Below are 25,430 nucleotides of genomic sequence, written 5' to 3'. Positions count from 1 at the left end.
ATGAGCCGGACCTGGCAGGTTGCAACGGCGGTCGGCGCGCTGCTGGTCGGCGTACTGGTAGCTCCCGTGACTGCCGAAGCTGGGGCAGAGCGGGTCGAGTTGGAGACGTCTGGGGGGCGTACGGCGGAGTTTTCGGCGGCGGGGGCTTCGTGGTCGGGGAGCAATCAGTTGTGGACGCATGTGAGCCGCGAGAATCCGGATCAGTCGTACTGGGATTACGACCGGGGGGAGGGGGCGAAGGTCGGGCGGTCGTACGACAACGTGATCACGTATCGGTCGTTCTTCCAGTTCGACACGTCGGTGCTCGCGGGCGCGCGGGTGATCAGCAGCCGGTTCGACGCGATGCTCGACTACAGCCCGACGGGGTCGCCGACGCCGACGAACTTGTGGTGGACGAACGCCGTCAACCGCAGTCAGCCGGTGACGTGGAACAACACGGCCGGGCACTGGCGGCAGCAGGTCGCGACGGCGAGCGGCAACGCGTGGAGCGGCGGCGGTCAGCCGGACATGTTGATGGGCTGGGCCGGGGCGAACCTGACCGCGGCCGTGCAGTCGGTGGCCGACAGCCGCGGCGCGACGATGACGTTCGGGCTGCGCGCCGCGAGTGAGACCGACACCAAGCAGTGGAAGAAGTTCCACGGCAACAGCGCGAAGCTCGTCGTCACCTACAACAACGTGCCGTACGCGCCGCAACGGGTGAACTTCGCCCGGTCCCGGCCCTGCGGCACGGCGGCGGCCCCGACCGTCGTCGGCTCGCCCTTGTCCGGCTTCTCGTTCGCCGCGGTCGCCTCGGACAAGGACGGCGACAACCTGACCACCCGGCTCTCCATCCATCGCGCGTCCGACCAGACCGTCGCGCTGGAGCTCGACTCGGCGACCACGACGTCCGGCTCGGCGTTCGCCTGGCCGGCGATCGACCGGTCCCGGCTCGTGGACGGGCAGACCTACTATTACGTTGCCCGAAGCAATGATCAGGTGGCCGGCGACGGTGTCGAGTTCGGTCCGGCGTCGCCGCGGTGCTACTTCCGGGTCGACGCCGCCAAACCGCAGGTCCCGGTGCTGGAGTCGGTCCAGTTCCCGGACGGCGAGGCGCTGATCCCGGCCCGGACCGTCGGCACCGTCACCCTGCGCCCCGCGCCGGGCGACACCGACGTCGCCGAGTACCTCTACGGCTTCCGGCCGGAGCGCATCCAGAGCCGGATCAAAGCCGGACCGGACGGAACGGCCGAGATTCCACTGACCGTCTGGCAGACGGCGAGCGGCAGCCTGCCGGCCCGGATGCTGTACGTACGGGCGGTCGACGGCGCGAACAACGTCAGCGACGACGTCGCCGTCTGGCAGCTCAGCGCGAACAGACTCCCGGAGCTACCCCCGAACCGGCGCGGTGACGTGAACGGCGACGGCCGGGCCGACGTATCCGTCGTCCTGGACCAAGGTGATGGCCGAACCGCGATCTGGAACGTGGTCTCCAAGCCGGACGGCGGTCTGCACACCGGCCAGCTGGCCTGGGACAGCGGAGCCGCCGGCGGGTTCGCCATGTATCGAACCCGTCCGGTCCGCGGCGACTTCGACGGCGACGGCCGCACTGACGCCGTACTCATCCGCGAAGAGGCTGGACGCCGAATCGCCATGTACCGGGGCGCGTCGGACAGCGAACGCTACGACTTCGCGTCCGCACCCGTCTGGCACAGCGGCGCGAGCGGCTGGGCGCTCAGCTCAGCCCGGATCGTCTCCGGCGATGTGAACGGCGACGGTCGTTCCGACATCGTCGTCCAACTCAACGTGGCCGGCTCCAGTTGGCGGACGCTCACCTTCCTCGGCCCCAGCCTCAGCACGCCCGTCGAATGGTCGCAGACGGCCGGCGCATGGTCGGCCAGCGCTCCGCTCCTGGCGGATGTGGACGGCGACCGGATGGCCGACCTCGTGGACATGCAGAACGCCGGCGGCTGCCGCACGATCACCAGGTACTTCAGATCGACCGGCACCGCGTTCGAGACCACCCCCGTCGTCCTGCACGACTCCGGCGCGGGCGCCTACTGCTGGGAGCGCAGCAAGCCGCAAGTGGCGGACGTCGACGGCGACGGTAAGGACGACATCGTCGCGCTCTACGAACACAGCAGCACGGACGCCGCCCTCAAGGTCTTCCGCTCCACCGGCACCGCCTACGCGCTCTCGGACTGGTGGCGCGACCCCGCGACGTTCGACCCCGCGCGGACGGCGTTGTCGGTCGGCGACCTCTCCGGCGACGGGAAGGAGGATGCGGCGCTGGTGTACTCGCTTGACGGCGGCGGTCGGGAAGTCTTCACGCTCACCTCGACCGGGATGTCGTTCGGCCCAGCCACGAGCGGCTGGCGCGAGCCGCTGGTCGGCGCCAGCACCGGACCGAGCTTCGACATCGAGCATCGGACCTACGAACTGGTCGCCCGGCACAGCGGTCAATGCCTGGACGTCTGGGGTGCCAGCCAGACCGACGGCGAGCGCTTCGTCCAGAACCCCTGCAACAGTGGGCTCGATCAGCGGGTGCGGATCGTGCGGGTCGCCGGCACCGACCAGTACGAGATCCACACGGCGCATTTCCGCGGCAACCCGGACGACGGCCGGCCGCGCTGCCTAGGTGTCGACGGCCTGCTGCACGGAGACGAGGTCCGAGCCGTCCAACGGCCGTGCACCGGCGCTGCGAACCAGCAAGTGCGGATCGAGTACCTCGAAGGCAGCAGCTACGACACGGTCGTTCGGATCCGCTTCGCGCACAGTGCGAAGTGTGCGACGCCTTCGCAGGGCAGCACGGCCGCCGACGCGACCGTCGTCCAGCGCACCTGTACGGCGGAGGCGAGTCAGCAATGGATCCTGCGGGCAGGCTTCAACGCCAGTCAGCCCAACGGCAAGTACCGGGTCCGCGCGGTCCACGGCGAGCGAGCGCTGGACGTCGTCGATTGTCTGCCGGACGCGGACGTCCGCATGTGGTACTGGAATGCGGGCAGCCCTTGTCAGCGCTGGCAGTTCGTGCCGCTGGGCGACGACGTCTACAAGATCATCGAGCCCAGCACCGGGCAGGCCCTCGACGTGGTCGGCTGCAGTGATTCGCTCAATCAGCGCGTCGCGACCATGCCGCAGTCCGACAGTCCCTGCCAGCGCTGGCGAGTCGAACCGGCGTACAGCGGTAGCCGGAGCATCACCCAGGAGACCAGCGGCTATGCCCTCGACGTCGCGGGCTGCAGCCCGAACGTGAACGCCAGGCTCGTCACCTGGCGGTACTGGAACGGCCACTGCCAGCGCTATCTCCTGGATCAGCCGTGACCAGGCGGCGCAGGGCGGACTCCGTGCTGGAGCCCGGCTCGACTGTCATGGTGACGACGAGACAGTCCGGATCGTCGGCGAGGTGCAGCAACTCGTCGTGAAAGACGAGCTCGCCGACGAGCGGGTGCTGGATCTGCACCAGACCGCGGTTGCCGACCTGGACGGGGTGTGACGACCACAAGGCCTCGAAATCCGCGCTGGCGGCGCGGAGCTCCATGATCAGTGCCTGGAGCTCCGCGTCCTGCGGGTGCCGGGTCGCCGAGATCCGCAGCCGGCCGGCGATGTCCCGGGCGGTTCCCGGCCAATCGGCGAACAGGGACCGGCTGCTCGGCTCCAGGAACAGCAGGCGGGCCCAGTTCGGCCGGGCGGCGCTGTCCGGCGCGTCGAAGGCGACGTCCGGCGCGAAGACGAGATGAGCCGCCCGGTTCCACGCGAGGACGTCGATGTGCCGGCCGAGGATCGCCGCCGGAATGTCGAGCCGGTGCACGAGCTGCCGGACGGACGGCCGAACGGCCGGCGTCCAGGTGGTGGTGGGAAGTGTGGGGTCTGCCAAGCGGAGCAAGTAGGCGCTGTCGGCATCGGACAGCCGGAGCACCGCAGCGACTGAGCGCAGCACTGCGGGCGAGACCTGGCCGGCGTTACCCTGCTCGATCCTTGTGTAGTAAGAGGAACTCACGCCCGCCAGCGCGGCAACCTCCTCGCGGCGCAGGCCGCGGACCCGCCGCCGGTCGGCGCTCGGGAGACCGACATCGGCGGGGAGCAGCGCGGCCCGGCGGCTGCGCAGAAACTCGCCGAGTTCGTCCCCGCCCATGGCAGGAGTATCGCAGCCGAAAGCGCCAAGACAAGTACTTTCCAGGCTTCGCACCTTGTGTAGTCGTCAGACGCTCGTGAGTGACTTCGCCTGCAGACCGGCGAATGCGGCGACCGCAACGGCCTGCGCGAGCACGAAGGCGATCCCCAGCCCGGTGAACTCGAAGGCTCCGAGCAGCAGCGCCACACTCGCGATCACCCAAGCCGCGTTGACCGCGACGACGACCAGGACGGCCGTCCGGTTGATCGCGGTGCGGCGCCCGATCGCCAGCAGGGCCAGGGCCCAGACGATCAGGAAGGCGCCGGCGGCCAGGCTGAGCTCGCGGGGCAGGCCCAGCGGGCCTTCCAGGGCCGAGCCGATGCCTGCCAGCAGGACGCCGAGCGCGCCGGAGGCCACGGCGTCGAGCCGCAGGACGAGTCCGAGCGTCCGGCTCTCGAGCGGATTGTTGCGTACCGCAACGGAAGTGGTCATGGGTGTTCTCCTGGGAGTTTCCGGCGACCTGACCGGGCGCCGTCGTGTTCTCCAGGGTGTTGGGTTTTCACCGTCGCAACCAGCCTCTGTGCGAGCTGTCAGCGCGATGCCTACCACTCGTGGTGGCTGGCACGGGCGCAGCCGAGCGGCGAGGCTGTTGCCCAGCAACGCACTACCGAAAGGAAAGTTCTGATGGTTGTCAGCAGCTTCTATCCGGTCATCTGCACGGACCGGATCATCGAGTCGCGCGATTTCTACACGCGGCAGTTCGGGTTCGAGATCACCTTCGAGGCCGACTGGTACCTCAGTCTGCGGCTCGCCGGGCCGCGGCCGTACGAGCTGGCGCTGGTCGATTACACCCATCCCACCGTGCCGGCGAAGTACCGGCAGCCGGTGCGGGGCCTGTTGCTGAACTTCGAGGTGGACGACGTCGACGCGGAGTGGGACCGGCTGGTGACCCAGGGCGGATTCGCGCCCGAGCTCGCCATCCGCAGCGAGGAGTTCGGGCAGCGGCACTTCATCATCGCCGACCCGAACGGCGTCCTCATCGACGTGATCACCGAGATCGAGCCGTCGGCGGCGTACGCCGGGCAGTTCGTCGCGGACAGCGTGACGGCAGGGCGGGAACAGACCGGGGTGTGACCGTTGGCCTCCGGTGAGTTTCGTCCAGTGGAGGTCGGCGATGCGAGGTCGTGCGGTGGGGTTGGCGGTTGCTCTGGTCTCCGGCGTGTTGCTGGGTACGGCGGGTCCGGCGCAGGCCGGGCCCGCACCTGAGTTCCGGTACGAGGTCGGTTACAACGGGAGCCGGGTGATTCGGTCGATTCCGGGGACGCAGGTGACCTTCACGGCGGCGACCGGGCAGAAGCGGTACTTCTCCAGCCGGGCTCTGACGGCTGAGCTGCTGACGTCCGGGCCGGGTGCGAACGACGCTCCGGGGACGACGTTCATCGTGCACTGCGCGGGGCCGAACATGACCGATGGCCGGCAACGCGGCGTCTACTGGGCCGAGAACATGGCGACGCCGGGGGAGACCCGGACTTCCGGGCTGGTGCGCTGGCTGTTCATCGCACCGGCCGACGGGACGTTCACGTGCGAGCTGCAGGTGTCGAGCTACGTGCGGAACGACGTCATCGACCGATTCGGGACCTTGCAGTGGCGGATCCTGCCCGGCGCCGAGTTGATCAGCTCACCGGTCGGCGAGGGCACGGTGATCACGGCGGCCCGCTGGGCGTTGCCGAGTAAGCCGGTCGCCGAGCAGACGATCCTGCGCGGCGGCACCCACCGCACCGGGGGCTACACCCACGTCCTGTCCACCGCGGGTACCTGGGTGACTGTCGTCCAGGACGTGAACCTGACCACCTGTCATCGGGCCGACATTCCCAAGTTCCCCGGGTGCGACGAGGCGCCGGCGTACAACGGGAGCACGGTCGAGACGTGGATCGAGGCCCAGCCGCAGCACCGCGACGGCAGTTCGTGCGGGACGCTGCGGAAGGGGCCGGTCACGTCGACGTTTATCTCGGTTGCTCGCCATCACAAGACGGTCACCAACACCTGGGTGCCGGCGAAGTCACTGTTCGGCGGCTGCCCGCAGGTGCGGCTGTCGGTGCAGGTCCGGCACGTCGGCGGCGCGCCGACGATCCTGCACTCGAACTGGGTCAACGCGATCGCGCCGACCCATGGCGTGGTGTACCAGCACTGACGTCGCTCTGGCTCGGCCCGGGCGGCCAGGCGATCGACAGGGCCAGCGGTGGCCCGGCGATCGCGACGGTGAGGAGCGCGACGCGCAGGCCGTAGTCGTTGCTGAGCGAGCCGATCGCGGCCAGAGCCACGATCGCCGCGAAGCAGCCCCACACCGCCGGTCGGCGAGCGACGGCGCGCTCGAACCACGCCGGGGCCAGCTGTCGGCGAGCGACCACGACGGCAACCAGATAGAGCAGGAGCGCGCCGGTCAGCCACATGTGCGGGCCGGCCGCCAGTGAGCCGATCGCGTAGTCGGCCTTCCGGGTGATGACGGCCGCGCCGTCGCCGTGGACGACGTCCTCGACGAACCTCCCGGCATGTGACCGGGAGGCGGCGGGCCGGAGCCAGTCGAGGAAGCTGATCAGCGCCACTGCCGCGATCGCCGCTGCACCGGTCAGCAGTAGGCGCGTGATGCCGAGCCGCCGGCCGAGGACGTCGAGCCCGAGCAGCACGAACGCCGGGACGATCGCCAGGCCGCCGCCGACATCCGCGCCCCACGTCGGCCAGGCATCGACGAGGACGGCGAGCAGTCCGACCGCCGCGACGGCAGCGGCCGCCGTCCGTGGGCCGCGTCGTCCCTGGAGCCAGGTGGCGAGGCCGCCCGCGAAGAGCACCGCATGGACGGAGAACACCACGAAGGTGGTGTTGCCGAACCCGTAGTACCGGCCACCCGACAGCGGCGACGGGCCGAGCGGACTGCCATGGTGCAGCACTGTGCCGGTCATCGCGTCGATCGCGAGGACGGCGGTCGTGACTCCGGACAGGACGGTGACCGTGGCCCAGGCCGGCACCCTTCGCAGTGCTATCGCCACAGCTAACGCGCTGATGATCATCCCGAGCCACAGCGCGGCCAGCGGCACGGGCCAACGCCACCACTGGATCAGCCGGACCAGATACGAACACAGCGGCAGCGCGGCCAGGACGAGCAGCCCGAACTCGATTCCGCGCGTGCTGCGACCGGCCCGCGTCCGCAGCGCCAGTACGCCGGCCGCCAGCACTGCCGCTGCGGCCAAGCCGTTGATGAACAGCCCAGAGCTACGGCGTAAGTCGCGATCGCGATGGGTGATGTCGGCCAGCTTCTCGGCCGTAGCAGGTGCGGACGGCCTTTCATCCGCGGCAACCAGCGGCGCGCCGGTGAACTGATTCGGCTCCGCCAGACCAGCAGCCGCCACCAGCGTCGACGGAATGTCCAGCAGTCGCACGATGCCCGGCCAGCGCGTCGACTGCGCGGTCAGATAGCGCTGCTCGGCCTGAGGCCCGGTCACCAACACCGCCCCCATCGCCACCGTGGAATGCACCGGCTGCGAGACACCGAGCACGACGACGGTCGCATTCGGCGGAACCCGTTCCAGAACCTCCCGCACCACCCCATCGGCGCGCCGCAACGCCGTACCGGGATCATTTCGCCGATCCACCACCCCCGCATCGACAACCGTCACCGGACAGTCCCAGCGCGCACCCGCCAGATCCGCGGCGTACTGCGCCACCCGCCCCTGCCGATCAGCCAGCGCTACCGCGGCCCCAGGCCCCACCGCGCTAGCACAAACCTTGCCCTCCGCAAACGTCTCCCCGAGCAACCCAAGATCCGGGTCGTACACCGACGCCTCCTGCGCCGCCACTAGCTCCCCCCACCCCGCAACCACCCCACCAGCCACCCCAGGCACCGCTGTACACCCCTGCCCGCGATCCGACTGCGGATCAGTAGCCGCCCGCCCCGCCGAAACCGACAACCACCCATCCAACGGACAAGGCGGCGAATGCACCGCCCGCACCGTCACCGCCGCCGCCCCCGCCCCCTCCTCGAGCAACCCCCACAGCGTCGGCGCGTTCTCCGCCCTCAGGTTGTCCCACGTCAACCCCGCAACCCCCACCACCACAACCGGCGCCCGGACAACCGCCCCCGCGACCGGCGTCGCCGCGCCGGTCCTCGCGTCCGGCGTCGCCGCGACCACTCCCGCGACCTGCGTCTCCGCGACGGGCTCCGCCGCGTCCGCCCCCGCGACGGGCGCCTTTACGGCTGGCGCTGCCACGACCGGTGTCTCTACGGGCGGTGCCTGCCCGTCCGCGCTCGGCGCCCACGTCGCGGCCGCCGCAGCTCCCGGTGCGCAGAGCGCCGCAACAGTTCCGGCGGCAGCGAGCATGCGGCTGACGATCATCAGGCAACTATCTGTCGCCGCCGGGGTCAACTGGTCGTGACGGCCGGGGCGTCACCGGCCGGTGCTTGAGGGCAGCTCGCCGTTCAGCGGGTAGACGCCGCCTGGTGGACGGCGCCTGCCCTGAACCGTGCTCCTGTTCGTTCTCGCGCGCCCGGGGCGCCGAGCTGATGGCGGCGCCCCGGGCTGTGGTCGTCAGATGGGATTGAGGTCAGCGCCAGGTGGCGTAACCGTCCCACTTGTCGCCCCAGCTGCCGTCCGGCGGCGTGCAGTACTTGTCGTCGGCAACGATCTTGCTCATCAGGCGGTAGCAGTCGTCCTGGGTCGGGGCGTCCCAGACGACCTGACTGGTGTGGGCCTGAGCGGGGAGCGCGGCAGCGGCGGCGAGGCCGATGCCGGCGGCGGCCGCGAGGGCCGAGCGTGTTGCGACGCGGATGAGTTTGTCAGGGGATGTGTTCACCGCGAGCCTCCATTGGCTAGATGGTGCGGACTCCGGAACGGGGTCCTTGGCGCATGGTGTCGCCGGGGTTCGGGGCGGTCAATTGCTATTCGGTCTAGACCGAAGCCTGTTTCGGGTCCCGGCGTCGATTGCCTGAAGGTATTCGGCGAGCGTCGAACAGGTGTCCGGATCCGGACACGTGAGGTCTCGCCAAAGTGGTTGCGAAGTGTTAGAAGGTGAACACACTTCGTGAGGAAGGTGGGCGCGATGGAGACTGAGGCGCGAGTCCGCCGGGAGTTGGGGCAGGCGTTGCGGGGTGGGCCGTTCCCGGCGGCGCTGCATCTGGCGATCGAGGCGAGCGGGCTGACGCTGGAGGAGATTCGGGACTGGCTCGGGGAGCGCGGCGCGCACCTGAGTATTGCGACGCTGAGTTATTGGCGGCGGGGGCGGAGCCGGCCGGAGCGGACGGCGTCGCTGGCGGCGGTGCGGCTGCTCGAAGAGCTGCTCGAGTTGCCGGTGAACTCGTTGTTGTCGCTGCTCGGCCCACGGCGGGGTCGGGGGCGCTGGATCGGGCATGTGCCGGGGAGCGTGCCGCCGACGATGTTGTTCGCCGACACGCGGCCCACGGAGCTGCTGCAGACGGCCGGGGTGCCGCATCAGGGGCGGTTGCGCCGGGTGAGTGTGCAGGTGCTGGTCGAGTTGGACGCCGACCGGATGGTCGAGCGGATCTGCATCAGGGAGCTGGTGCGGGCGGCGACGGATCGGGTCTCGCGACTCGGGGTGCTGTATTTCGCCGAAGAGCGGCCGGATGCGCCACCCGCGCTGACCGCCGTGCGGAACGCGCGGATCGGACAGGTCGAGACCGACCTCGAAGTGGGGCTGGTCGCGGCCGAGCTGATTCTGGACCGCGTGCTCGGCGTCGGCGAGCCGGCGCTCCTGGAGTACGAATGGCGGTTCACGCCCGGGACGCTGATGGTCAACTACGAGCACCGCTTCATCGAACCGGTCCGGGAGTACGTGCTGCAGACGCGCTTCGCGGCCGGCGTCGTACCGGCGCACTGTCATCGGTACGACCGGCGGACGGTCGCGGCGCCGGAGGGAAACCACGCCGAGCTGTGGATCGGCGGCGCGGACTCGGCGCTGCTGGCGGAGACCGACGTCCCGTCCGGCATCGTCGGCATGCGCTGGTGCTGGCCTCAACAGAATTGAACCCGGCTGTGAAAGGCCTGCTTTAACAGCCGTATCCGGGTGTCCGGCCCGCTGCCTACCTTCGGTGCGTTCCCCATCGCACAGGAGGAGACATGCGCAGAGCACTACGGCGCGCCGCCATCGCGGTGACGGCGAGCCTCGCCGTCGTCGCGACCGCCCCCGCCGCGTCGGCTCAGGACCAGCCCCGGCAGGTCGTCAACCACGCAAGCCAGCCCGTCCCCGGCACCTACCTGGTCACCCTCGCCCCGCAACGCGCCGCAGCCAGTACGGCGGCGTCCCTCACCGACCGGTACGGCGGCGACGTCAAAAGCGTGCTGACGGCAACGATGCACGGCTTCGTCGTACGCAACCTGAAACCCGGTCAGGCGGCCCGGCTCGCCAACGATCCGGCCGTTCAGGAGGTCCGCCAGAGCGGCCGGATGTCGATCGGCGGCCCCGGTGGCTCACAGAGCAACCCGGCCAACTGGGGCCTGGACCGGATCGACCAGCGCGACCGCCCACTCGACCGGAAGTACACCTACCCGAACGACGGCGCCGGCGCGACGATCTACGTCGTCGACACCGGGATCCGCTACACCCACCAGGAATTCGAGGGCCGCGCCAAGTACGGCGCCGACTTCCACGCGAGCCCGAACCAGGGCAACGACTGCCACAACCACGGCACGCACGTCGCCGGGATCGCCGCCGGCAAGACCCGCGGCGTTGCGAAGAAGGCCGACCTGGTCTCGGTCCGCATCCTCGGCTGCGACGGTTTCGGCGAGGACGCCGACCTGATCACGGCCGCCGAGTGGATCACCAAGAACGCCGTCAAACCCGCGGTGGTCAACCTGAGCGTCTACACCGACGACAAGGACATCGCCGTCAATGCGATCAAGGCGTCGATCGCGTCCGGCGTCCAGTGGTCGCTGATCACCGGCAACAACGGCGGCAACGCCTGCAACTACGGGCCGGGCGGCCAGACGCCGTCCGCGCTGCAGGTCGCCAACGCGACCAGCAGCGACACCCGCGCGGGCGACTCGAACGCCGGCAGCTGCATGGACCTGTTCGCCCCGGGCTCGGGGATCGACTCCGCGTTCAAGGGCAGCGATTCGGCGTACGGGCAGCTCAGCGGTACGTCGATGGCCGCGCCGCATGTTGCCGGGGCAATGGCGCTCCGGCTCTCCGAGGCGCCCAGCAGCACGCCTGCCCAGCTGCACCAATGGGTGATGGACAACGCCAGCACCGGCAAGATGTCCGGCCTGTCGTCGGACACCCCCAACAAGCTGCTGCATGTGCCGAACGGGACGACGCCACCGCCGTCCGGCTGTGAAGACGTACAACCCAACGTCGTCGGCGGCACCCCGGCGAGCGTCTGCAAGTACCCGTTCATCATCTCGCAGCACCGGACCGGGGGAGCGCGGCCGGCCGAGCAGTCCTGCACCGGCAGCGTCGTCGCCAAGCGCGTCGTGCTGATCGCAGCGCACTGCAAGTTCGCCCAGGGCGAGAAGTACCTGATCTACGGCCGCGACGACCTGAGCGACACGAGCAAGGGCACGCGGATCGAGATCCAGGAGTACCGCACGCACCCGAGCTACAACGCGAACGACGGCTGGCGCACCGGTTTCGACGTCGCGGTCATCATCACCAAGACCGACATCCCGACCCCGGCCGGCATGGCCTACCCGGCCATCGCCAAGTCGGGCGACTCCCTTCCGCTCGGCACCCGCGGCACCGCGGTCGGCTACGGCAAAACCGATGCAGGAGACAACCAACGCAACACCAAGCTCTACGAAGCGGTCCTCCCGACCGTCGACAAGCAGAACTGCGCGAACATCAACAACCAGTACGACGACCGCTACATGATGTGCAGCGGATTCGGCAACGGCAGCGTCGGCCTCTGCCAGGGTGACAGCGGCGGCCCGTATCTCTTCCAGGGCAAGGTGTACGGCGTCTTCTCCTGGCTGCGGACCGACTGCGCCTCCTACAACGCCCACGGCAAGTTGTGGGGCGTCATGGGCGACTGGGCGAACGAGCAGCTCGGCAACACCGAACCCCCGCCCGGCGGGTCGGCCCCGACCGCGAGCTTCAGCGTGAACTGCGCGAGCAGCCTGAACTGCACCCTCGACGGCTCGGCCTCCAGCGACCCGGACGGCACGATCGCGACGTACGCCTGGGACTTCGGCGACGGTACGTCGGGATCCGGCGTGAAACCCGTCCACGCCTACCCGAGCCGCAGCGCGACGTACACCGTCAAGCTCACGGTGACCGACAACTCGGGTAAGACCGCAAGTACGCAGAAACAGTTGCAGTGCTGGTCCTTCGGCAGCGGCCAGGGCTTCTGCTTCTAGTCCACGACGGCGGCTCCGGATCGGGTGCCGGAGCCGCTGTCACAATCGCCGTCCGCGATCTGTCGTAAGCGTCATCACCATTGATGAGCCGAGGAGGATCATGACGGACGTGCTGTTCGGGGTATCGATCGCGCCGGCGACGGAGGTCGAGCAGGTCAGGGCGGCGGCGCTCGCCGCGGAGCACGCCGGCCTGGACCTGGTCGGTATCCAGGACGAGCCGTACTTCGGTCACCGCCTGGAGGCCTTCACGCTGATGGCGGATCTCCTGGCCAGAACCGAACGGATCCACCTCTTCCCCGATGTGGTGGCGCTACCGTTGCGGCCCGCGCCCGTGCTCGCGCGGACGGCGAGCACGCTGAGCCTGATGTCCGGCGGCCGCTTCCAGCTCGGCCTCGGCGCCGGCGGCGTCTGGGACGCGATGACGTCGATGGGCGCCGAACAACTGCAGCCGGCGCAGTCACTGGCCGCGCTGGCCGAGTCGATCACCTTGCTGCGGCAGCTGTGGCAGACCGAGGTCGAGGTCGCGGCCGCGGGGGAGTGGTACCCCGTCCACAGTCTGGCGAGTCAGGCGCCGCACTCGGCCGGAATCGAGATCTGGCTGGGCGCGCTGCGCGCCCGCAGCCTCGCGCTGACCGGCCGCGTTGCGGACGGTTGGGCCGCGCCGACGCAGAAGTACTTGCCGATGGAGGTATGGGCCGATGGCAACCGAGCCGTCGATCGCGCCGCGGCAGAGGCCGGACGCGACCCGGCAGCGATCCGGCGGCTGGCGCAGGTGATCGGCACGATCACCCCGGACGCCACGAGCGGGCCGATCGAGCTGACCGGCAAAGCCCCGATCCGGACGAGCGCGGCGGGTTGGAGCGACCTCCTCACCAAGCTGGCCGAGGAGCACGGCTTCACCGGCTTCGTGTTCTGGCCCGAACACGAGGCCGCGAGTCAATCGACTGTCTTCGGCGCAGAGGTTGTTCCACTCGTCCGCCAACGGCTCGGTTAACGAAGCAGCCGGAGCGCGTCGGCCGAGGCGGCGTCGACAGGGGTGTAGACCTCCAGGCGATGCCCGGGGCTGTCCGGCTGCAGCCAGACCTGGTAGTCGACGTCGAGGGCGCCGACGGTCGGGTGCTGCAGGTGCATCCTGCCGACCGTGCAGTCGGCGACCTCGCCCTCGGCCCAGAGCGTGGCGAACTCGCTGCTGCCCATCGCGAGCTCGCCGATCAGCTCGGCCAGATGCGCGTCGGTGGGGTAGCGGCCGGCGGTGAGCCGCAGGTAGGCGACGTGTATGCGCGCGTTCTCGGCCCAGTTGCGATACAGGTCGCGGCTGAGCGGGTCGAGGAAGTACATCCGGGGAATGGACGGACGCCGCCGCGGGTCGCCGGGAGCGTCGTACGCGTGGTGCCCGGCGAACAGCGCATGCCCGGCCCGGTTCCAGGCCAGGACATCGCCGCGCCGCCCCAGAACCAGCGCCGGAGTCGTCTCCTGGAGCGAGTCGAGCAGCGCGAGCACGCGGGGGTGTGGGCGCTCGGGCCGGCTCCGAACGAGTCGTACGCCGGCCGGTCGCTGCGCCAGATTGTGCAGATGCGCGGTCTCGGCCGCGTCGAGCCGGAGCACCTGGGAGAGCGCGTCGAGAACCTGCTTGGACGCCGTACCGGCCTGGCCTTGCTCGAGCCGCGTGTAGTACCCCGGGCTCACCCCGGCCAGATGCGCCAGCTCCTCGCGCCGTAGCCCCGGCACCCGGCGCTGCCCGTACTCCGGCATGCCGACCTCGGCCGGGGTGATGCGCGCCCGTCGCGTCCGCAAGAAGCTGCCGAGTCCCTCCAGTTCCATGGTTCGATCGTAGGCGGCCCGGGGCGGCGGTGGGTGCACCTGCGAGGGATACCCACGACGCGGGCTGGTTGGCGGGACGGCGTCCCGGCAGCGTGGAGGATATGAAGACGAAACGGCCTTGGCTGGGCCTGCTGGTGATCCTCGGTCCGGTGCTGCTGGTCGCGATGGACGGCTCGATCCTCTTTCTGGTGATGCCGCAGCTCACCGCCGAGCTGCATCCCACCGCCGACCAATCGCTGTGGATCCTGGACATCTACGGTTTCGCGGTCGGCTCGCTCCTGGTCGCGTTCGGCAATCTCGGTGACCGGCTCGGCCGGCTGAAGCTTCTGACGGCCGGGGCCGCTCTGTTCGGCCTGAGCTCGGCCGCGGCGTCGTTCGCGCAGACGCCCGAGCAGCTGATCGCGCTCCGGGCGCTGATGGGGATCGCGGGCGCGACGCTGCTGCCGTCCGCGCTGGCCGTGCTGGGCGAGCTGTTCCCCGACGCGCGGCAGCGATCCCGGGCGATCGGCATCTTCGCGGCGACGTTCGCAGCCGGTTTCGCCGTCGGTCCGGTCGTCGCCGGGCAGCTGCTCGATCGCTTCTGGTGGGGCTCGGTCTTCCTGATCAACCTGCCGGTCGTGGTGGTCTTCCTGCTGCTCGCGCCGTTCCTCCTGCGTGAGGTCCGCGCCGTCCGCCCCGGCACGGTCGACGCCTGGAGCGTCGTCGCGTCCGCCGCGGGGCTGCTGCTCACCATGTACGGCGTGAAGCACCTCGCGGCCGCCGGATTCGAACTGCTCCCGACCTTCCTCGGTGTGGCCGGTCTGGCGATCCTCTGGTGGTTCGTCCGCCGCCAGCAGCACCTCGACCACCCGCTCGTCGACCTCACGCTCTTCCGCGACCGCGTCTTCACCCTCGCGATCGTCACCGGCCTCATCCCGCTGGCCGCCTGGTCCGCGACCGCCTACCTGGCTGCTATCCACCTGCAATCGGTTCTCGACCTGCCAGTCCGCACGGCTGCGCTGCTAGCCGTCCCCGGCGCCGTCGTCCTCACCCTCACCTGCATCCTGACCCCGGCCGCCGTCGCCCGCTTCAGCACCCGCACCGCCCTCATCACCTGTCACACCCTGATCGCCGCCGGCCTGCTCCCGCTCCTCCTCCTGAACGCCACCGGCGGCATCCCCTGGTACGTCGCCTCCACCGTCATCACCGCCGTCGGCTACGGCATCTCCTTCAGCGTCGTCGCCGACACCGCCGTCGCCGCCGTCCCACCCGACCGCGCCGGCTCCGCCGCCGCCCTCGCCGAAACCAGCAACGAACTCGGCAACGCCCTAGGCATCGCCCTCCTCGGCTCCCTCGCCGCCCTCATCTTCCGCCTCACCGGCCCCGGCCTAGCCGGCACCCTCACCCAGTCCCTCCAAACCCCCGACCTACCACCCGAAGCCCAAGCCGCCGCCAAATCAGCCTTCGTCCTAGGCCTCCACGTCACAATCACCCTGGTCGCCCTCATCCACGCCGGACTAGCCGTCCTCACCACCCGCTGGACCCGACCCCAAGAACCCGCCCGCCCCTAACCCTCCGCCCCCACACCCCCATCCCCACCAATCCCCGCCCGTGCCCTGCCCCGCCCGTGCCCTGCCCCGCCCGTGCCCTGCCCCGCCCGTGCCCTGCCCCGCCCGTGCCCCGCCCGTGCCCCGCCCTGCCCTGCCCCGCCCTGCCCTGCCCCCATCCCCGCCCCCTCCCCATTTGCTGGGCCGGCCCACGCCACCACGGGTGGGCCAACCGCCAGCACCTGGCCCACCCACCCTTTGCCGAGTCAGCCCACCAAACGCGACCCCCCAGCCGGCTGGCTGGGCGAGGGCCCGCCGAGGGCCGGGCGGACGGGGCGGGACGGGGGACAGGGAGCTGGGTGGACGGCGTTTGGTGGGTGGGCCCGTGGCGTGGTGGGTGGGCGCAGGGCGGGCGGTTGGCCCACCCACCGGTTGCTGGGTCGGCCCAGCAGACCCGACTTCTCAAGCCGGGGGCGGGGCCGGGGACTGGGTGCGTGGCCGGGGTTGGGCGGTTGGGCGGGTGGACGGGGGACAGGGAGCTGGGTGGACGGCGTTTGGTGGGTGGGCCCGTGGCGTGGTGGGTGGGCGCAGGGCAGGCGGTTGGCCCACCCACCGGTTGCTGGGTCGGCCCAGCAAACGGGGAGGGGGGTGGGGGTCAGCACATGGTGGGGGCCATTACTTCTTGTGGGCTGTTCCAGGTGGCGCAGCGGTAGGTGGAGTGGCCGTACCAGTCGTGGCCGAATTCGTGGGCTGCGAGGAGGGCGCCGTCGCGGACGCCGCCCAGGTAGAGGGCGATTCGTTGCCCTTGGCCCCAGTTGCAGCCGACGATGCGGGCGGAGCCGTTGCAGTCGTTGATGTAGGTGTTGCGGCACTCGACCGGGGTGCCGCTGCCTTCGGTCATGCCGGCCCAGGCCCGGGCGCCGGCCCGGATGGTCGAGGCGTAGGGGCGGCAGGAGGCCTCCAGGTAGTAGCTGCGTCGGCTCGGGACGGACCAGCCGCCCGGCGGCGGGGCGAGCACCTTGGCACGGGCCGCCGCGGGCTGCGCGGCATCCGCGACCGACGTGCCGTGCCCGGCCCCGGCCCGGACCTCGACGGCGTGCCCGGCGCCGGCCTGGACCTCATCGGTGTGACCGGGTTCGCCGGCGAGGACGGTGGGGACGGCGCTGGTCGTGACGGCGACGACGACCAGCGCCAGCGCACCTGCGGCGAGTAGTTTTCGGACCATGCTGGACACCTCCTGTGGGGCGGAAAGTTCCCGCCACCGTAGGAAGTCCGGCCCACCCAGGGCGAGACCGTTTCAAACCCCGCCTTCAGTTACGCCCCAACTCTGTTGAACGAGCTCATCGGGTCTGCAAGCGGTAGAAGGTCTCCCGATCGAGCGGGTCCGGGGAGGGGCGGGGACGACGCGGCGGCAGGTCGTCGCAGTCGTCGTACCGGTCGGGTGCCGCTTCGAGGATGCCCTCGCCGCTGGTCGCGGCCGGCAACCCGGAGACCAGCCCGGCGAGCCGGTCGGTGCGGATGTCGCCGGCCACCGTCGTCCAGTCGCCTTCGTCGGTGTAGCCCAGAGCGATGGCGCGATGGGTGCGGAACAGCGCGTTGAGCTCCGGGACGGCCGAGCGCGGCGCCTCGATCGAGAACCGTTCGATCGGCGTACAGACCTGCGTTCCGGCCTGTCGCAGCGCCTCCGCGAGGACGACGGCCGTCAGCAGCCGGAAGTCCTTCGCCGTGCTGGACATCGACTTGTCGAACGAGCCGTGCGAGTGGCTCTGCCGCGCCCAATACCCCGTCCGGGTGATCCCGACGACCGCATCCGGGATCGCCCACCCGGCCAGCCCATGCTGAAGCTGCTCGTGCACCGACTCCTCGATCGCGGTGAAGAACGACCGTGGCATCGACCCGAGCTCGACGTCCAGCTCGATGCTGATACCGGCCCCCGGCGCTGCCGGGCCGATCCGCAACCCGAGCGTCGCCAGGTACGGATTATTGCCCTCAGCAATCACCTCGACCGCCGATCCCGTCCCGACGACCCGCTCGATACACACCATCCCGGTCGCCCCGAACTCGACCGGTACGCCGTACGTCGCACTCAGCACCTCCGCGAGCACCTCCTTCTGCACCTCGCCGAGCAGCTCGACCGTCAGCTCGCCGTCCGCGCTCCCGAGCCGGATCATCGGATCGATCTGCTCCAACTCGCGCAGCGCGCTCCCGAGCGCCGACACCTGCGCCACTCGAACCGGCCGCACCACCGCATGCATGGTCGCCTTCCGCGTCACAGCAGTCTGCCGGAGCCCGAGCTGACCGATCTCGTCCCCGATCCGCGCCTCGGCCCAGCCGCGCACCCGAGCGATGTCACCCGCCTCGGCCCGCCGCGCCATCACGAACCCGTCCGGCGTGGCGACCTGAATGTCCTTCACCCGCTGCGGACGCCGACCGGCCACACTGATCCGATCACCGACCCGCAGCACGCCGGACCACAGCCGCACCAACGCCGACCGCGGGACCCCCGGCTCGGCCTCCACCTTGAAGACCACCGCCGCCAGCTTCTCCTCGGTCGCGATCCGCCGCGGCGTCAGCTGACGAAGCGCATCGTGCAACTCGTCGATCCCGGTGCCGGACCGCGCCGACCCGGTCACCACCGGCCACACCCGCGCCTGCCGCGCCTGCTCCCAACCGATCGCGGTGAGCTCGGCCGTGGACGGCGGATCCCCAGCCAGCCAGCGCTGCAACGTCGACTCGTCGAGCTCGGCGACCACTTCGAGCAGGTCGTCGAACGGCCCGAGCAGCGGTATCCCGGTCCGCGCCCGCAGCGCGGCCATGGCCCGGGACGGGTCGGTGTCCGGCCGGTCGGTCTTGTTCACGAAGACGATGGTCGGGATCCCGAGCCGCCGCAGCGCGCGACCGAGGACGACGGTCTGCGGCTGAACACCCTCGACCGCCGACACGACCAGGATCGCGACGTCGAGAACCAGCAGCGAACGCTCCACCTCGGCGATGAAATCCGGGTGGCCGGGGGTGTCGAGGACATTGACCTGGACGTCGTCCAGCTCGAACGACGCCACCGCCGCGCGGACGGTGATCCCGCGCCGGCGCTCGACGTCCATCGTGTCGGTCGCGGTCGTCCCGGCGTCGACGCTGCCGAGTTGGGCGCGGGCGCCACCGGCGTACAGCAGGCGTTCGGTGAGGGTGGTCTTACCGGCGTCGACGTGGGCAACGACGCCAATGGTGATCGGCAGAGCCATCGAGAGATCCTTGAGCAGCGTGGGGCCGTGATCGCTGTGGCGCACCCGATCGCCACCGGGTCGGCTGACCGGTGGGCTCACTCAAGGAATGCACGCTGCTCAAGCTGTACGACGCATGCGGGCAACCCTACACATGCGAAAGCCGCCCGTCGCGGGATTTATGCGCGACGGGCGGCTTCGGCCGAATTACTGGATCTGTGCGGCGGCGTCCTCGTCGAGGAGCCACAGCGTGCGGTTGCGGCCCTTGGGCGCCGAGGCCGGCAGCGTGCTGGTCTCCTTCAGCGCCTCGGCGACGGCCTCGGCCTTGTCGGCTCCCGAGACCACGAACCAGACCTCGCGGGACCGGTTCAGTGCCGGGACCGTGAGCGAGACCCGGGTCGGCGGCGGCTTGGGGGAGTCGTGCACCGCGACCGCGCTGACGTCGGTGACCTCGAGCTGCGGATAGCCCGGGAACAGCGAGGCCACGTGCCCGTCCGGCCCGACGCCCAGCATCAGGACGTCGAACGCCGGGACCGCCCGGCCCTTGTCGTCGCTCAACGCCGACAGCGTCGCGGCCAGCTCGGTCGCGTACGCCTCGGCAGCCACCTCGGCGGTCTGGCCGGTGTCGGCCGGGATCGGGTGCACCCGGGCCGGGTCGACGTCCACCTGGGAGAGCAGCGCGTCGCGCGCCTGGGTCTCGTTCCGCTCGGGGTCGCCGGGCGGCAGGAACCGCTCGTCACCCCACCAGAACTCGACCCGCCGCCAGTCGATCGTCCGGCCGGCCGGCGACTCCGCGACGGCCCGGTACACGGCCGCGGCGACGCGACCGCCGGTCAGCACCACCTGCGCGACCCGGCCGTTGCTCTGGGCATCGACCAGCGCCGTCACGAACCGCGCGGCGACCGCATGGGCCAGCCCGCTCGCGTCCCGGTGGATGAGCAGCTCCGGGTCGACCACCCGATCCGTCATGATCGGCCCGCCACACGCTTACCGGCGCTCTTCTTCGCGACAGTCTTCTTGGCCGCAGCCTTCTTCACCACCGTCTTCTTGGCGACCTTCTTGGCAGCCGGGCTCTTCTTGGCCGGGCGCTTGGCGGCCTTGGCCTCCAGCTCCTCCGACGCCGCCTTACCGCTGACGGCGGCAGTCTTCGCGGCCGCCTTCGCCACCGCGGCCTGCGTCGACCGGCGATCCGCGGCGCTCACCTTCTTCGCGTCGGCCGGCAACTTGTCCCGCTCGACCATGCACGCGAGCGTCTTCGCGTACACGTCGTCCGGGTCGAGCCGCCGCAGCTCCTCGCTGAGCAGCTCGGACGTCGTCCGCCGCTTCAGCGCGACCGGGCGATCCGGCGCGCCGGGAATCGTGAACGTCGCGACCGCGCCGTCCGGCCGGGTCAGCGCGATCGCGCCGGCCGGGGTGAACATCCGGACCGCCGTGATTCCCGGGCCCTTGGACGTCTTGTGCTCGACTGGTACGCCGAGCCGGCACTGCAGCCACGCGGCCATCAGATCCGCACTCGGGTTGCCCTTGGCCGACACGACCTCGGCCGCCAGCACCTTGGTCGGGTACTGGTCGAGGGCGGCGGCCATCAGCGCGCGCCACGGCGTGAGCCGCGTCCACGCGAAGTCGGTGTCGCCGGGCGCGTAGCCCTCGGCGCGGGCGTTGAAGTCGATCGTCGCCCGGCGGCCCTGGGCCGCGTCGGTCACCCGGCGGCGGGCCAGCCGGCCCAGCGGGTCCTCCGCGGGAACCTTCGGGCCGCCACCCGGCCACCAGACGATGACGGGGGAGTCCGGCAGCAGGAGCGGCGTGATGACCGACTCCGGCACCGAGGCGAGCTCGCCGTGCAGCCGGAGCAGCACGGCCTCACCCGGAATGCCTTCGCCGACGCGGACCTCGGCGTCCAGCCCCGAGGCGCCGCGGCCCGGCCGCAGGATCGCGACCAGCACCCGGGACGGGTGCTCGCGCCCGGCCTCGTTGGCCGCCTTCATCGCGTCGTGGTGCGAGGCCTCGTCGACGACGACCACGATCGTGCCGACCATGCCCATCGCCGGCGAGCCCGCGCTGCGGCGCGCCTTCAGCAGCGCCGACGCGATCTCGCTCGACGTCGTGTCGGTGAGGTCGATGATCATGGCCGCCTCCAGGCGCGTCCGTCGCGGGCGAGCATCTCGTGCGCGGAGTCCGGGCCCCAGTCACCCGAGGCGTACTGCTCGGGCTTGCCGTGCTCGGCCCAGTAGTTGATCACCGGGTCGAGGATCTTCCAGCCCAGCTCGACCTCGGTGTGCTGCGGGAACAGCGGCGGGTCGCCGAGCAGGACGTCGAGGATCAGCCGCTCGTAGGCCTCCGGCGACGACTCGGTGAACGAGCCGCCGTACTGGAAGTCCATGTTCACGTCGCGGATCTCCATCGACGTGCCCGGGACCTTCGCGCCGAACCGCATCGTGATGCCCTCGTCGGGCTGGATCCGCAGCACCAGGGCGTTCTGCCCCAGCTCCTCGGTCTCGGTCTTGGTGAACGGCAGGTGCGGGGCGCGCTTGAACATCACCGCGACCTCGGTGACCCGCCGGCCCAGCCGCTTCCCCGTCCGCAGGTAGAACGGGACGCCGGCCCAGCGGCGGGTGTCGACGTCCACGCGCATCGCGGCGAACGTCTCGGTGGCGGACTCGGCCGGGATGCCGTCTTCTTGCAGGTAGCCCTTGACCTTCGTGCCGCCCGCCCAGCCGGCGGCGTACTGACCGCGGGCGGTGTGCAGGTCGAGGCGCTCGGGCAGCTTGACCGCCGCGAGCACCTTCTTCTTCTCCTGCCGCAGCGACCACGCGTCGAAGCTGACCGGCTCCTCCATCGCGACCAGCGCGAGCAGCTGGAGCAGGTGGTTCTGGATGACGTCGCGGGCCGCGCCGATGCCGTCGTAATACCCGGCCCGGCCGCCGATGCCGATGTCCTCGGCCATCGTGATCTGGACGTGGTCGACGTAGTGGCTGTTCCAGACCGGCTCGAACATCGCGTTCGCGAACCGGAGCGCCAGCATGTTCTGGACGGTTTCCTTGCCCAGGTAGTGGTCGATCCGGAAGACCGCCTCGGGCGGGAAGACCGACTCGACCACGCGGTTCAGCTCCCGCGCGCTCTGCAGGTCGTGGCCGAACGGCTTCTCGATGACGACGCGCCGCCACGAGCCCGGCGTCTCCTCGGTCAGTCCGTGCTCGGACAGCTGCTGCACGACCTGCGGGAACAGGCCCGGCGGGATGGACAGGTAGAACGCGTGGTTCCCGCCCGTCCCGCGGCTGACGTCCAGCTCGTCCACCGTCTCGCGCAGCCGCTTGAACGCCTCGTCGTCGGTGAGATCACCGGGCACGAACCGGAAGCCCTCGGCCAGCTGCTGCCAGACCTCCTCGCGGAACGGCGTCCGCGCGTGCTCCTTGACCGAGTCGTGCACGATCTGCGCGAAGTCCTGGTTGGTGAAGTCGCGCCGGGCGAATCCGACCAGGGCGAAACCCGGGGGCAGCAGCCCCCGGTTCGCCAGGTCGTAGACCGCCGGCATCAGCTTCTTGCGCGCCAGGTCGCCGGTGACGCCGAAGATCACCAGGCTGCACGGTCCCGCGATCCGCGGGAGCCGCCGGTCCTGGGGATCCCGCAGCGGGTTCACCGGGCCGACCGGCCCGTCGTCGAGCTCAGCGGTCATCAGCCGCTTCCCTCCGAGTTTCTTCCTAGTTTCCGAACAGGGACAGAAGTTGCCGGACGCCGCTCGCCGGGTCGGTCAGGTGCAGTCGGAGCACCGGCCGGCCGCGCTCGGCGAGCACGTTCGCGTCACCGGCCGCCTGGGCCGAGATCAACGTACCGAAGGTGAACGGCCGATCCGGGATCTCGACATCGGCCGGGTGCGCCGCCGTGATCTGCAGGAACACACCCTCCGGGTGGCCGCCCTTGTGGTACTGGCCGGTCGAGTGCAGGAACCGCGGCCCCCACCCGAACGTGACCGGGCGCCCGGTCTTGGTGGCGATCGCAGGCCGGACGCCGATCAGCTCGGCGTCGCGCTCGGAGTCCAGGTAGGCCATCACCGCGACATACCCGACCTCGTCGAGCTGACCCAGCAGCGCGTCCACCGCGCCCTGGAGCGTGTCGACGCCCTCGAGCAGGCCGTCGGAACCGCGGACCTCGACGACGCCGTCGGTGAAGGCGGCCGCCTCCGGCTCGGGCTGCGCGTCGAGCAGGCCGCGGGCGGCCTTCTTCGCGCTCTCGACATCCGGCTGGTCGAACGGGTCGATACCCAGCAGGTAGCCGGCCACCGCCGTCGCCACCTCCCAGAGCAGGAACTGGCCGCCGAGCGAGCCCGACGTCAGCGCCGTCGGGACGCCGCTGGCCGGCTTCGCCGCCAGGAGCGCGTTGGTCAGGTCGGTCGCCTCGCTGGTCAGCTCGGGCGCGCCGACCTCGACGGCGACCGGCAGGACGCCGGTGCCCAGCTTGCCGGTGCTCTCCGCGATCAGCTGCTCGGCCCAGTCCGGGAAGCCGACGATGTCGGAGCCGTCGGCCGTGATGATGGCCTTGTCGCGACCCTCGGACGCCGCCAGCACCGCGCCCAGCCACAGGGCCGGGTTGTCGGTCGAGTCGGCCTGCAGCGCCGGAGCCGCCTCGGCGGCCTGCTCCAGCAGTTCGGCGATGTCGGCGCCGGCCAGGCCGGACGGCACCAGACCGAACGCGGTCAGCGCGCTGTAGCGGCCGCCGACGTTCGGGTCGGCGAGGAACGTCTTGCGGTAGCCCTCGTCGGCCGCGAGCTTCTCGAACGGCGAGCCCGGGTCGGTGACGACGACGATCCGCGACGCGGCGTCGATACCGGCGTCCGTGAACGCCTTGACGAACGTCCGGCGGTGGCTGTCGGTCTCGACCGTGCCGCCGGACTTGCTGGAGACCACGACGACCGTCTTCGACAGGTCGCCGGCCAGCGCCCGCGCGACCACGCTCGGGTCGGTCGAGTCGAGGACGACGAGGTCGACGCCCGCCGTCCGGGTGATCACCTCGGGCGCCAGCGACGAGCCGCCCATCCCGGACAGGACGACGCGGTCGATACCCTCGGCGCGGAGCGCGGCCTGCAGGGCCTCGATCTCGACCAGCAGCGGCCTCGAGGTCTCGTGCAGGTCCACCCAGCCGAGCCGGATCGAGGCCTCGGCCTCGGCGTCCGGCCCCCAGATCGTCGCGTCCTTGGCGGCGATCCGGGAGGCGATCTTGTCCTCGACGAGCTTGTTGACGACCTCGGTCCAGTCGCCGTTGTGGGTGGTTACGTTCGTCACTTGGCCGCACCCTTCAGCGCCGCGGTGACGGTGTCCTGCAGCTCCGACCAGGACGCGTCGAACTTCGCGACGCCCTCGTCCTCGAGGAGCTGCACGACCTCGTCGTACGAGATCCCCAGCTGCTCCAGGTCGGCGATCACCTTGCGGTCCGCGTCGTAGTCGCCGCGGACGGTGTCGCCGGTGACCTCGCTGTGCTCCTCGACCGCCTTGATGGTTGCCTCGGGCATCGTGTTGACGACACCGGCGGTGACCAGCTGGTCGACGTACAGGGTGGGGGAGTACGACGGGTCTTTCACGCCGGTGGAGGCCCACAGCGGGCGCTGCGGCTTCGCGCCGGCGGTCTCGATCTCGCGCCAGCGGTCACTGGCGAAGATCTCCTCGTACGCCTCGAAGGCGAGCCGGGCGTTCGCGACGGCGGCCCTGCCCTTGAGGGCCAGCGCCTCGTCGGTGCCGATGGCAACCAGGCGCTTGTCGATCTCGGTGTCCACCCGGCTGACGAAGAACGACGCCACGCTGGCCAGCTTGGTCACGTCGTGACCGTTCTCGATGGCCTGCTCGAGGCCGCTGAGGAACGCGTCGACGACCGCCTTGTAGCGCTCCAGCGAGAAGATCAGCGTCACGTTCACGCTGATCCCGGCGGCCAGCGTCGCGGTGATCGCGGGCAGGCCCTCCTTCGTCGCGGGGATCTTGATGAACACGTTCTCCCGGCCGACGATCGCCCACAGCTCCTTGGCCTGGTCGATCGTCTTCTGGGTCTCCCGGGCGAAACCGGGCTCGACCTCGATCGAGACCCGGCCGTCCTGGCCGTCGGTGTCGTCGTAGATCGGCTTGAACAGGTCGGCGGCGTCGCGGACGTCGTCCGTGGTGATCACCCGGATCGCCTCGTCGGTCGAGACGCCCTGGGCGGCCAGCCGGCCGACGACGTCGGCGTACGCGTCGGCGTCCGAGATGGCCTTGGCGAAGATGGTCGGGTTCGTCGTGACGCCGACGACGTGCTTGTCCTCGATCAGCGCGCGCAGGCTACCGCTCGCCAGCCGCTGCCGGGACAGGTCGTCGAGCCAGATGGAGACACCCGCGTCGGCGAGTGCTTTCAAGCGATCGTTCATTTGTCCGATGCCTTCTTCCGAATCTTCTGTTGTGAG

At 70.6% G+C, this 25,430-nt stretch carries 19 protein-coding genes; 7 read left to right on the top strand and 12 right to left on the bottom strand.

The features are described from left to right. Entirely contained in the window at positions 1–3,297 is a 3,297-nt protein-coding gene (locus HPO96_RS12730; RefSeq protein ID WP_171673554.1) for an RICIN domain-containing protein, read from the top strand. On the opposite strand, the gene HPO96_RS12725 is transcribed toward HPO96_RS12730, so the two are convergent. Both HPO96_RS12725 and HPO96_RS12720 read right to left on the bottom strand, forming a co-directional pair. After that, complete coding sequence (locus tag HPO96_RS12725; protein ID WP_171673553.1) at positions 3,242–4,108, bottom strand: helix-turn-helix transcriptional regulator; 867 nt, start codon at positions 4,106–4,108, stop codon at positions 3,242–3,244. The genes HPO96_RS12730 and HPO96_RS12725 overlap by 56 nt on opposite strands. Positions 4,109–4,174: 66 nt before the next feature. Continuing rightward, positions 4,175–4,579 carry a hypothetical protein gene (locus HPO96_RS12720; RefSeq protein ID WP_202885807.1) on the bottom strand — a complete coding sequence of 135 codons (405 nt, stop codon included), beginning with the start codon at positions 4,577–4,579 and terminating at the stop codon, positions 4,175–4,177. 192 nt (positions 4,580–4,771) lie between these two features. On the opposite strand from HPO96_RS12720, the gene HPO96_RS12715 reads away from it, so the two are divergent. Next, positions 4,772–5,221, top strand: a complete 450-nt coding sequence (locus HPO96_RS12715) for a VOC family protein (protein WP_171673552.1) — start codon at positions 4,772–4,774, stop codon at positions 5,219–5,221. Between the two features lie 40 nt (positions 5,222–5,261). Next, positions 5,262–6,278 (top strand): hypothetical protein, encoded by a 1,017-nt coding sequence (locus HPO96_RS12710; RefSeq protein ID WP_171673551.1) that lies wholly within the window; start codon positions 5,262–5,264, stop codon positions 6,276–6,278. Here HPO96_RS12710 and HPO96_RS12705 read toward each other — a convergent pair. Together HPO96_RS12705 and HPO96_RS12700 are read right to left on the bottom strand one after the other, a co-directional pair. Continuing rightward, entirely contained in the window at positions 6,235–8,475 is a 2,241-nt protein-coding gene (locus tag HPO96_RS12705; RefSeq protein ID WP_171673550.1) for a hypothetical protein, read from the bottom strand. The genes HPO96_RS12710 and HPO96_RS12705 overlap by 44 nt on opposite strands. 208 nt (positions 8,476–8,683) lie before the next feature. Next, on the bottom strand, positions 8,684–8,932 hold the full coding sequence (locus tag HPO96_RS12700; protein ID WP_171673549.1) for a hypothetical protein: 249 nt from the start codon (positions 8,930–8,932) through the stop codon (positions 8,684–8,686). A gap of 246 nt (positions 8,933–9,178) precedes the next feature. Here HPO96_RS12700 and HPO96_RS12695 point away from each other — a divergent pair, with 246 nt between their 5' ends. From HPO96_RS12695 to HPO96_RS12685, 3 genes are all read left to right on the top strand, one after another. Continuing rightward, a complete protein-coding gene (locus HPO96_RS12695) occupies positions 9,179–10,120 on the top strand; it encodes a hypothetical protein (RefSeq protein WP_171673548.1) in 942 nt (313 codons plus the stop codon). A 92-nt stretch (positions 10,121–10,212) separates the two neighbouring features. Further along, complete coding sequence (locus HPO96_RS12690) at positions 10,213–12,447, top strand: S8 family serine peptidase (protein WP_171673547.1); 2,235 nt, start codon at positions 10,213–10,215, stop codon at positions 12,445–12,447. A 100-nt stretch (positions 12,448–12,547) separates the two neighbouring features. Further along, positions 12,548–13,441: an LLM class flavin-dependent oxidoreductase gene (locus tag HPO96_RS12685; RefSeq protein WP_171673546.1), complete on the top strand. Its 894-nt coding sequence runs from the start codon at positions 12,548–12,550 to the stop codon at positions 13,439–13,441. Here the strand turns inward: HPO96_RS12685 and HPO96_RS12680 are convergent. Further along, the gene (locus tag HPO96_RS12680; RefSeq protein ID WP_171673545.1) at positions 13,438–14,268 is read right to left on the bottom strand and encodes a helix-turn-helix transcriptional regulator; all 831 of its coding nucleotides are present in this window, start codon (positions 14,266–14,268) and stop codon (positions 13,438–13,440) included. The genes HPO96_RS12685 and HPO96_RS12680 overlap by 4 nt on opposite strands. Positions 14,269–14,369: 101 nt before the next feature. On the opposite strand from HPO96_RS12680, the gene HPO96_RS12675 reads away from it, so the two are divergent. Continuing rightward, positions 14,370–15,818, top strand: coding sequence for an MFS transporter (locus tag HPO96_RS12675; protein ID WP_171673544.1), 1,449 nt, complete (start codon positions 14,370–14,372; stop codon positions 15,816–15,818). Positions 15,819–16,449: 631 nt separating this feature from the next. Here the strand turns inward: HPO96_RS12675 and HPO96_RS12670 are convergent. The 7 genes from HPO96_RS12670 to tal all read right to left on the bottom strand — a co-directional run bounded on the left by HPO96_RS12670 (position 16,450) and on the right by tal (position 25,394). Next, entirely contained in the window at positions 16,450–17,019 is a 570-nt protein-coding gene (locus HPO96_RS12670; protein WP_171673543.1) for a hypothetical protein, read from the bottom strand. 115 nt (positions 17,020–17,134) lie between these two features. Continuing rightward, positions 17,135–19,033, bottom strand: coding sequence for an elongation factor G (locus tag HPO96_RS12665; protein ID WP_171673542.1), 1,899 nt, complete (start codon positions 19,031–19,033; stop codon positions 17,135–17,137). A gap of 186 nt (positions 19,034–19,219) precedes the next feature. After that, a complete protein-coding gene (pgl, locus tag HPO96_RS12660; RefSeq protein WP_202885806.1) occupies positions 19,220–19,981 on the bottom strand; it encodes a 6-phosphogluconolactonase in 762 nt (253 codons plus the stop codon). After that, on the bottom strand, positions 19,978–21,138 hold the full coding sequence (locus HPO96_RS12655) for a glucose-6-phosphate dehydrogenase assembly protein OpcA (RefSeq protein ID WP_171673541.1): 1,161 nt from the start codon (positions 21,136–21,138) through the stop codon (positions 19,978–19,980). The genes pgl and HPO96_RS12655 overlap by 4 nt, the downstream gene beginning before the upstream one ends. Beyond that, the gene (zwf, locus tag HPO96_RS12650) at positions 21,135–22,685 is read right to left on the bottom strand and encodes a glucose-6-phosphate dehydrogenase (protein ID WP_171673540.1); all 1,551 of its coding nucleotides are present in this window, start codon (positions 22,683–22,685) and stop codon (positions 21,135–21,137) included. Before zwf ends, HPO96_RS12655 begins: the two co-directional genes overlap by 4 nt. A gap of 25 nt (positions 22,686–22,710) precedes the next feature. Beyond that, entirely contained in the window at positions 22,711–24,288 is a 1,578-nt protein-coding gene (locus HPO96_RS12645; RefSeq protein ID WP_171673539.1) for a glucose-6-phosphate isomerase, read from the bottom strand. Further along, a complete protein-coding gene (gene tal / locus HPO96_RS12640) occupies positions 24,285–25,394 on the bottom strand; it encodes a transaldolase (protein WP_171673538.1) in 1,110 nt (369 codons plus the stop codon). The genes HPO96_RS12645 and tal overlap by 4 nt, the downstream gene beginning before the upstream one ends. Between the last annotated feature and the right edge of the window lie 36 nt (positions 25,395–25,430).

The sequence above is a fragment of the Kribbella sandramycini genome (assembly GCF_013131805.1).
Taxonomy (GTDB): Bacteria; Actinomycetota; Actinomycetes; order Propionibacteriales; family Kribbellaceae; genus Kribbella; species Kribbella sandramycini.
Note: the sequence above shows the minus strand (reverse complement) of the source record. Positions and strands in the feature narration are given on the sequence as shown.

What these genes read in the sequence shown, in the direction of transcription:
- HPO96_RS12730 (WP_171673554.1), top strand. Translation starts at nt 1, where the DNA reads ATGAGCCGGACCTGGCAGGTTGCAACGGCGGTCGGCGCGCTGCTGGTC.
- HPO96_RS12725 (WP_171673553.1), bottom strand. Translation starts at nt 4,108, where the DNA reads ATGGGCGGGGACGAACTCGGCGAGTTTCTGCGCAGCCGCCGGGCCGCG.
- HPO96_RS12720 (WP_202885807.1), bottom strand. Translation starts at nt 4,579, where the DNA reads ATGACCACTTCCGTTGCGGTACGCAACAATCCGCTCGAGAGCCGGACG.
- HPO96_RS12715 (WP_171673552.1), top strand. Translation starts at nt 4,772, where the DNA reads ATGGTTGTCAGCAGCTTCTATCCGGTCATCTGCACGGACCGGATCATC.
- HPO96_RS12710 (WP_171673551.1), top strand. Translation starts at nt 5,262, where the DNA reads ATGCGAGGTCGTGCGGTGGGGTTGGCGGTTGCTCTGGTCTCCGGCGTG.
- HPO96_RS12705 (WP_171673550.1), bottom strand. Translation starts at nt 8,475, where the DNA reads ATGATCGTCAGCCGCATGCTCGCTGCCGCCGGAACTGTTGCGGCGCTC.
- HPO96_RS12695 (WP_171673548.1), top strand. Translation starts at nt 9,179, where the DNA reads ATGGAGACTGAGGCGCGAGTCCGCCGGGAGTTGGGGCAGGCGTTGCGG.
- HPO96_RS12690 (WP_171673547.1), top strand. Translation starts at nt 10,213, where the DNA reads ATGCGCAGAGCACTACGGCGCGCCGCCATCGCGGTGACGGCGAGCCTC.
- HPO96_RS12685 (WP_171673546.1), top strand. Translation starts at nt 12,548, where the DNA reads ATGACGGACGTGCTGTTCGGGGTATCGATCGCGCCGGCGACGGAGGTC.
- HPO96_RS12680 (WP_171673545.1), bottom strand. Translation starts at nt 14,268, where the DNA reads ATGGAACTGGAGGGACTCGGCAGCTTCTTGCGGACGCGACGGGCGCGC.
- HPO96_RS12675 (WP_171673544.1), top strand. Translation starts at nt 14,370, where the DNA reads ATGAAGACGAAACGGCCTTGGCTGGGCCTGCTGGTGATCCTCGGTCCG.
- HPO96_RS12670 (WP_171673543.1), bottom strand. Translation starts at nt 17,019, where the DNA reads ATGGTCCGAAAACTACTCGCCGCAGGTGCGCTGGCGCTGGTCGTCGTC.
- HPO96_RS12665 (WP_171673542.1), bottom strand. Translation starts at nt 19,033, where the DNA reads ATGGCTCTGCCGATCACCATTGGCGTCGTTGCCCACGTCGACGCCGGT.
- pgl (WP_202885806.1), bottom strand. Translation starts at nt 19,981, where the DNA reads ATGACGGATCGGGTGGTCGACCCGGAGCTGCTCATCCACCGGGACGCG.
- HPO96_RS12655 (WP_171673541.1), bottom strand. Translation starts at nt 21,138, where the DNA reads ATGATCATCGACCTCACCGACACGACGTCGAGCGAGATCGCGTCGGCG.
- zwf (WP_171673540.1), bottom strand. Translation starts at nt 22,685, where the DNA reads ATGACCGCTGAGCTCGACGACGGGCCGGTCGGCCCGGTGAACCCGCTG.
- tal (WP_171673538.1), bottom strand. Translation starts at nt 25,394, where the DNA reads ATGAACGATCGCTTGAAAGCACTCGCCGACGCGGGTGTCTCCATCTGG.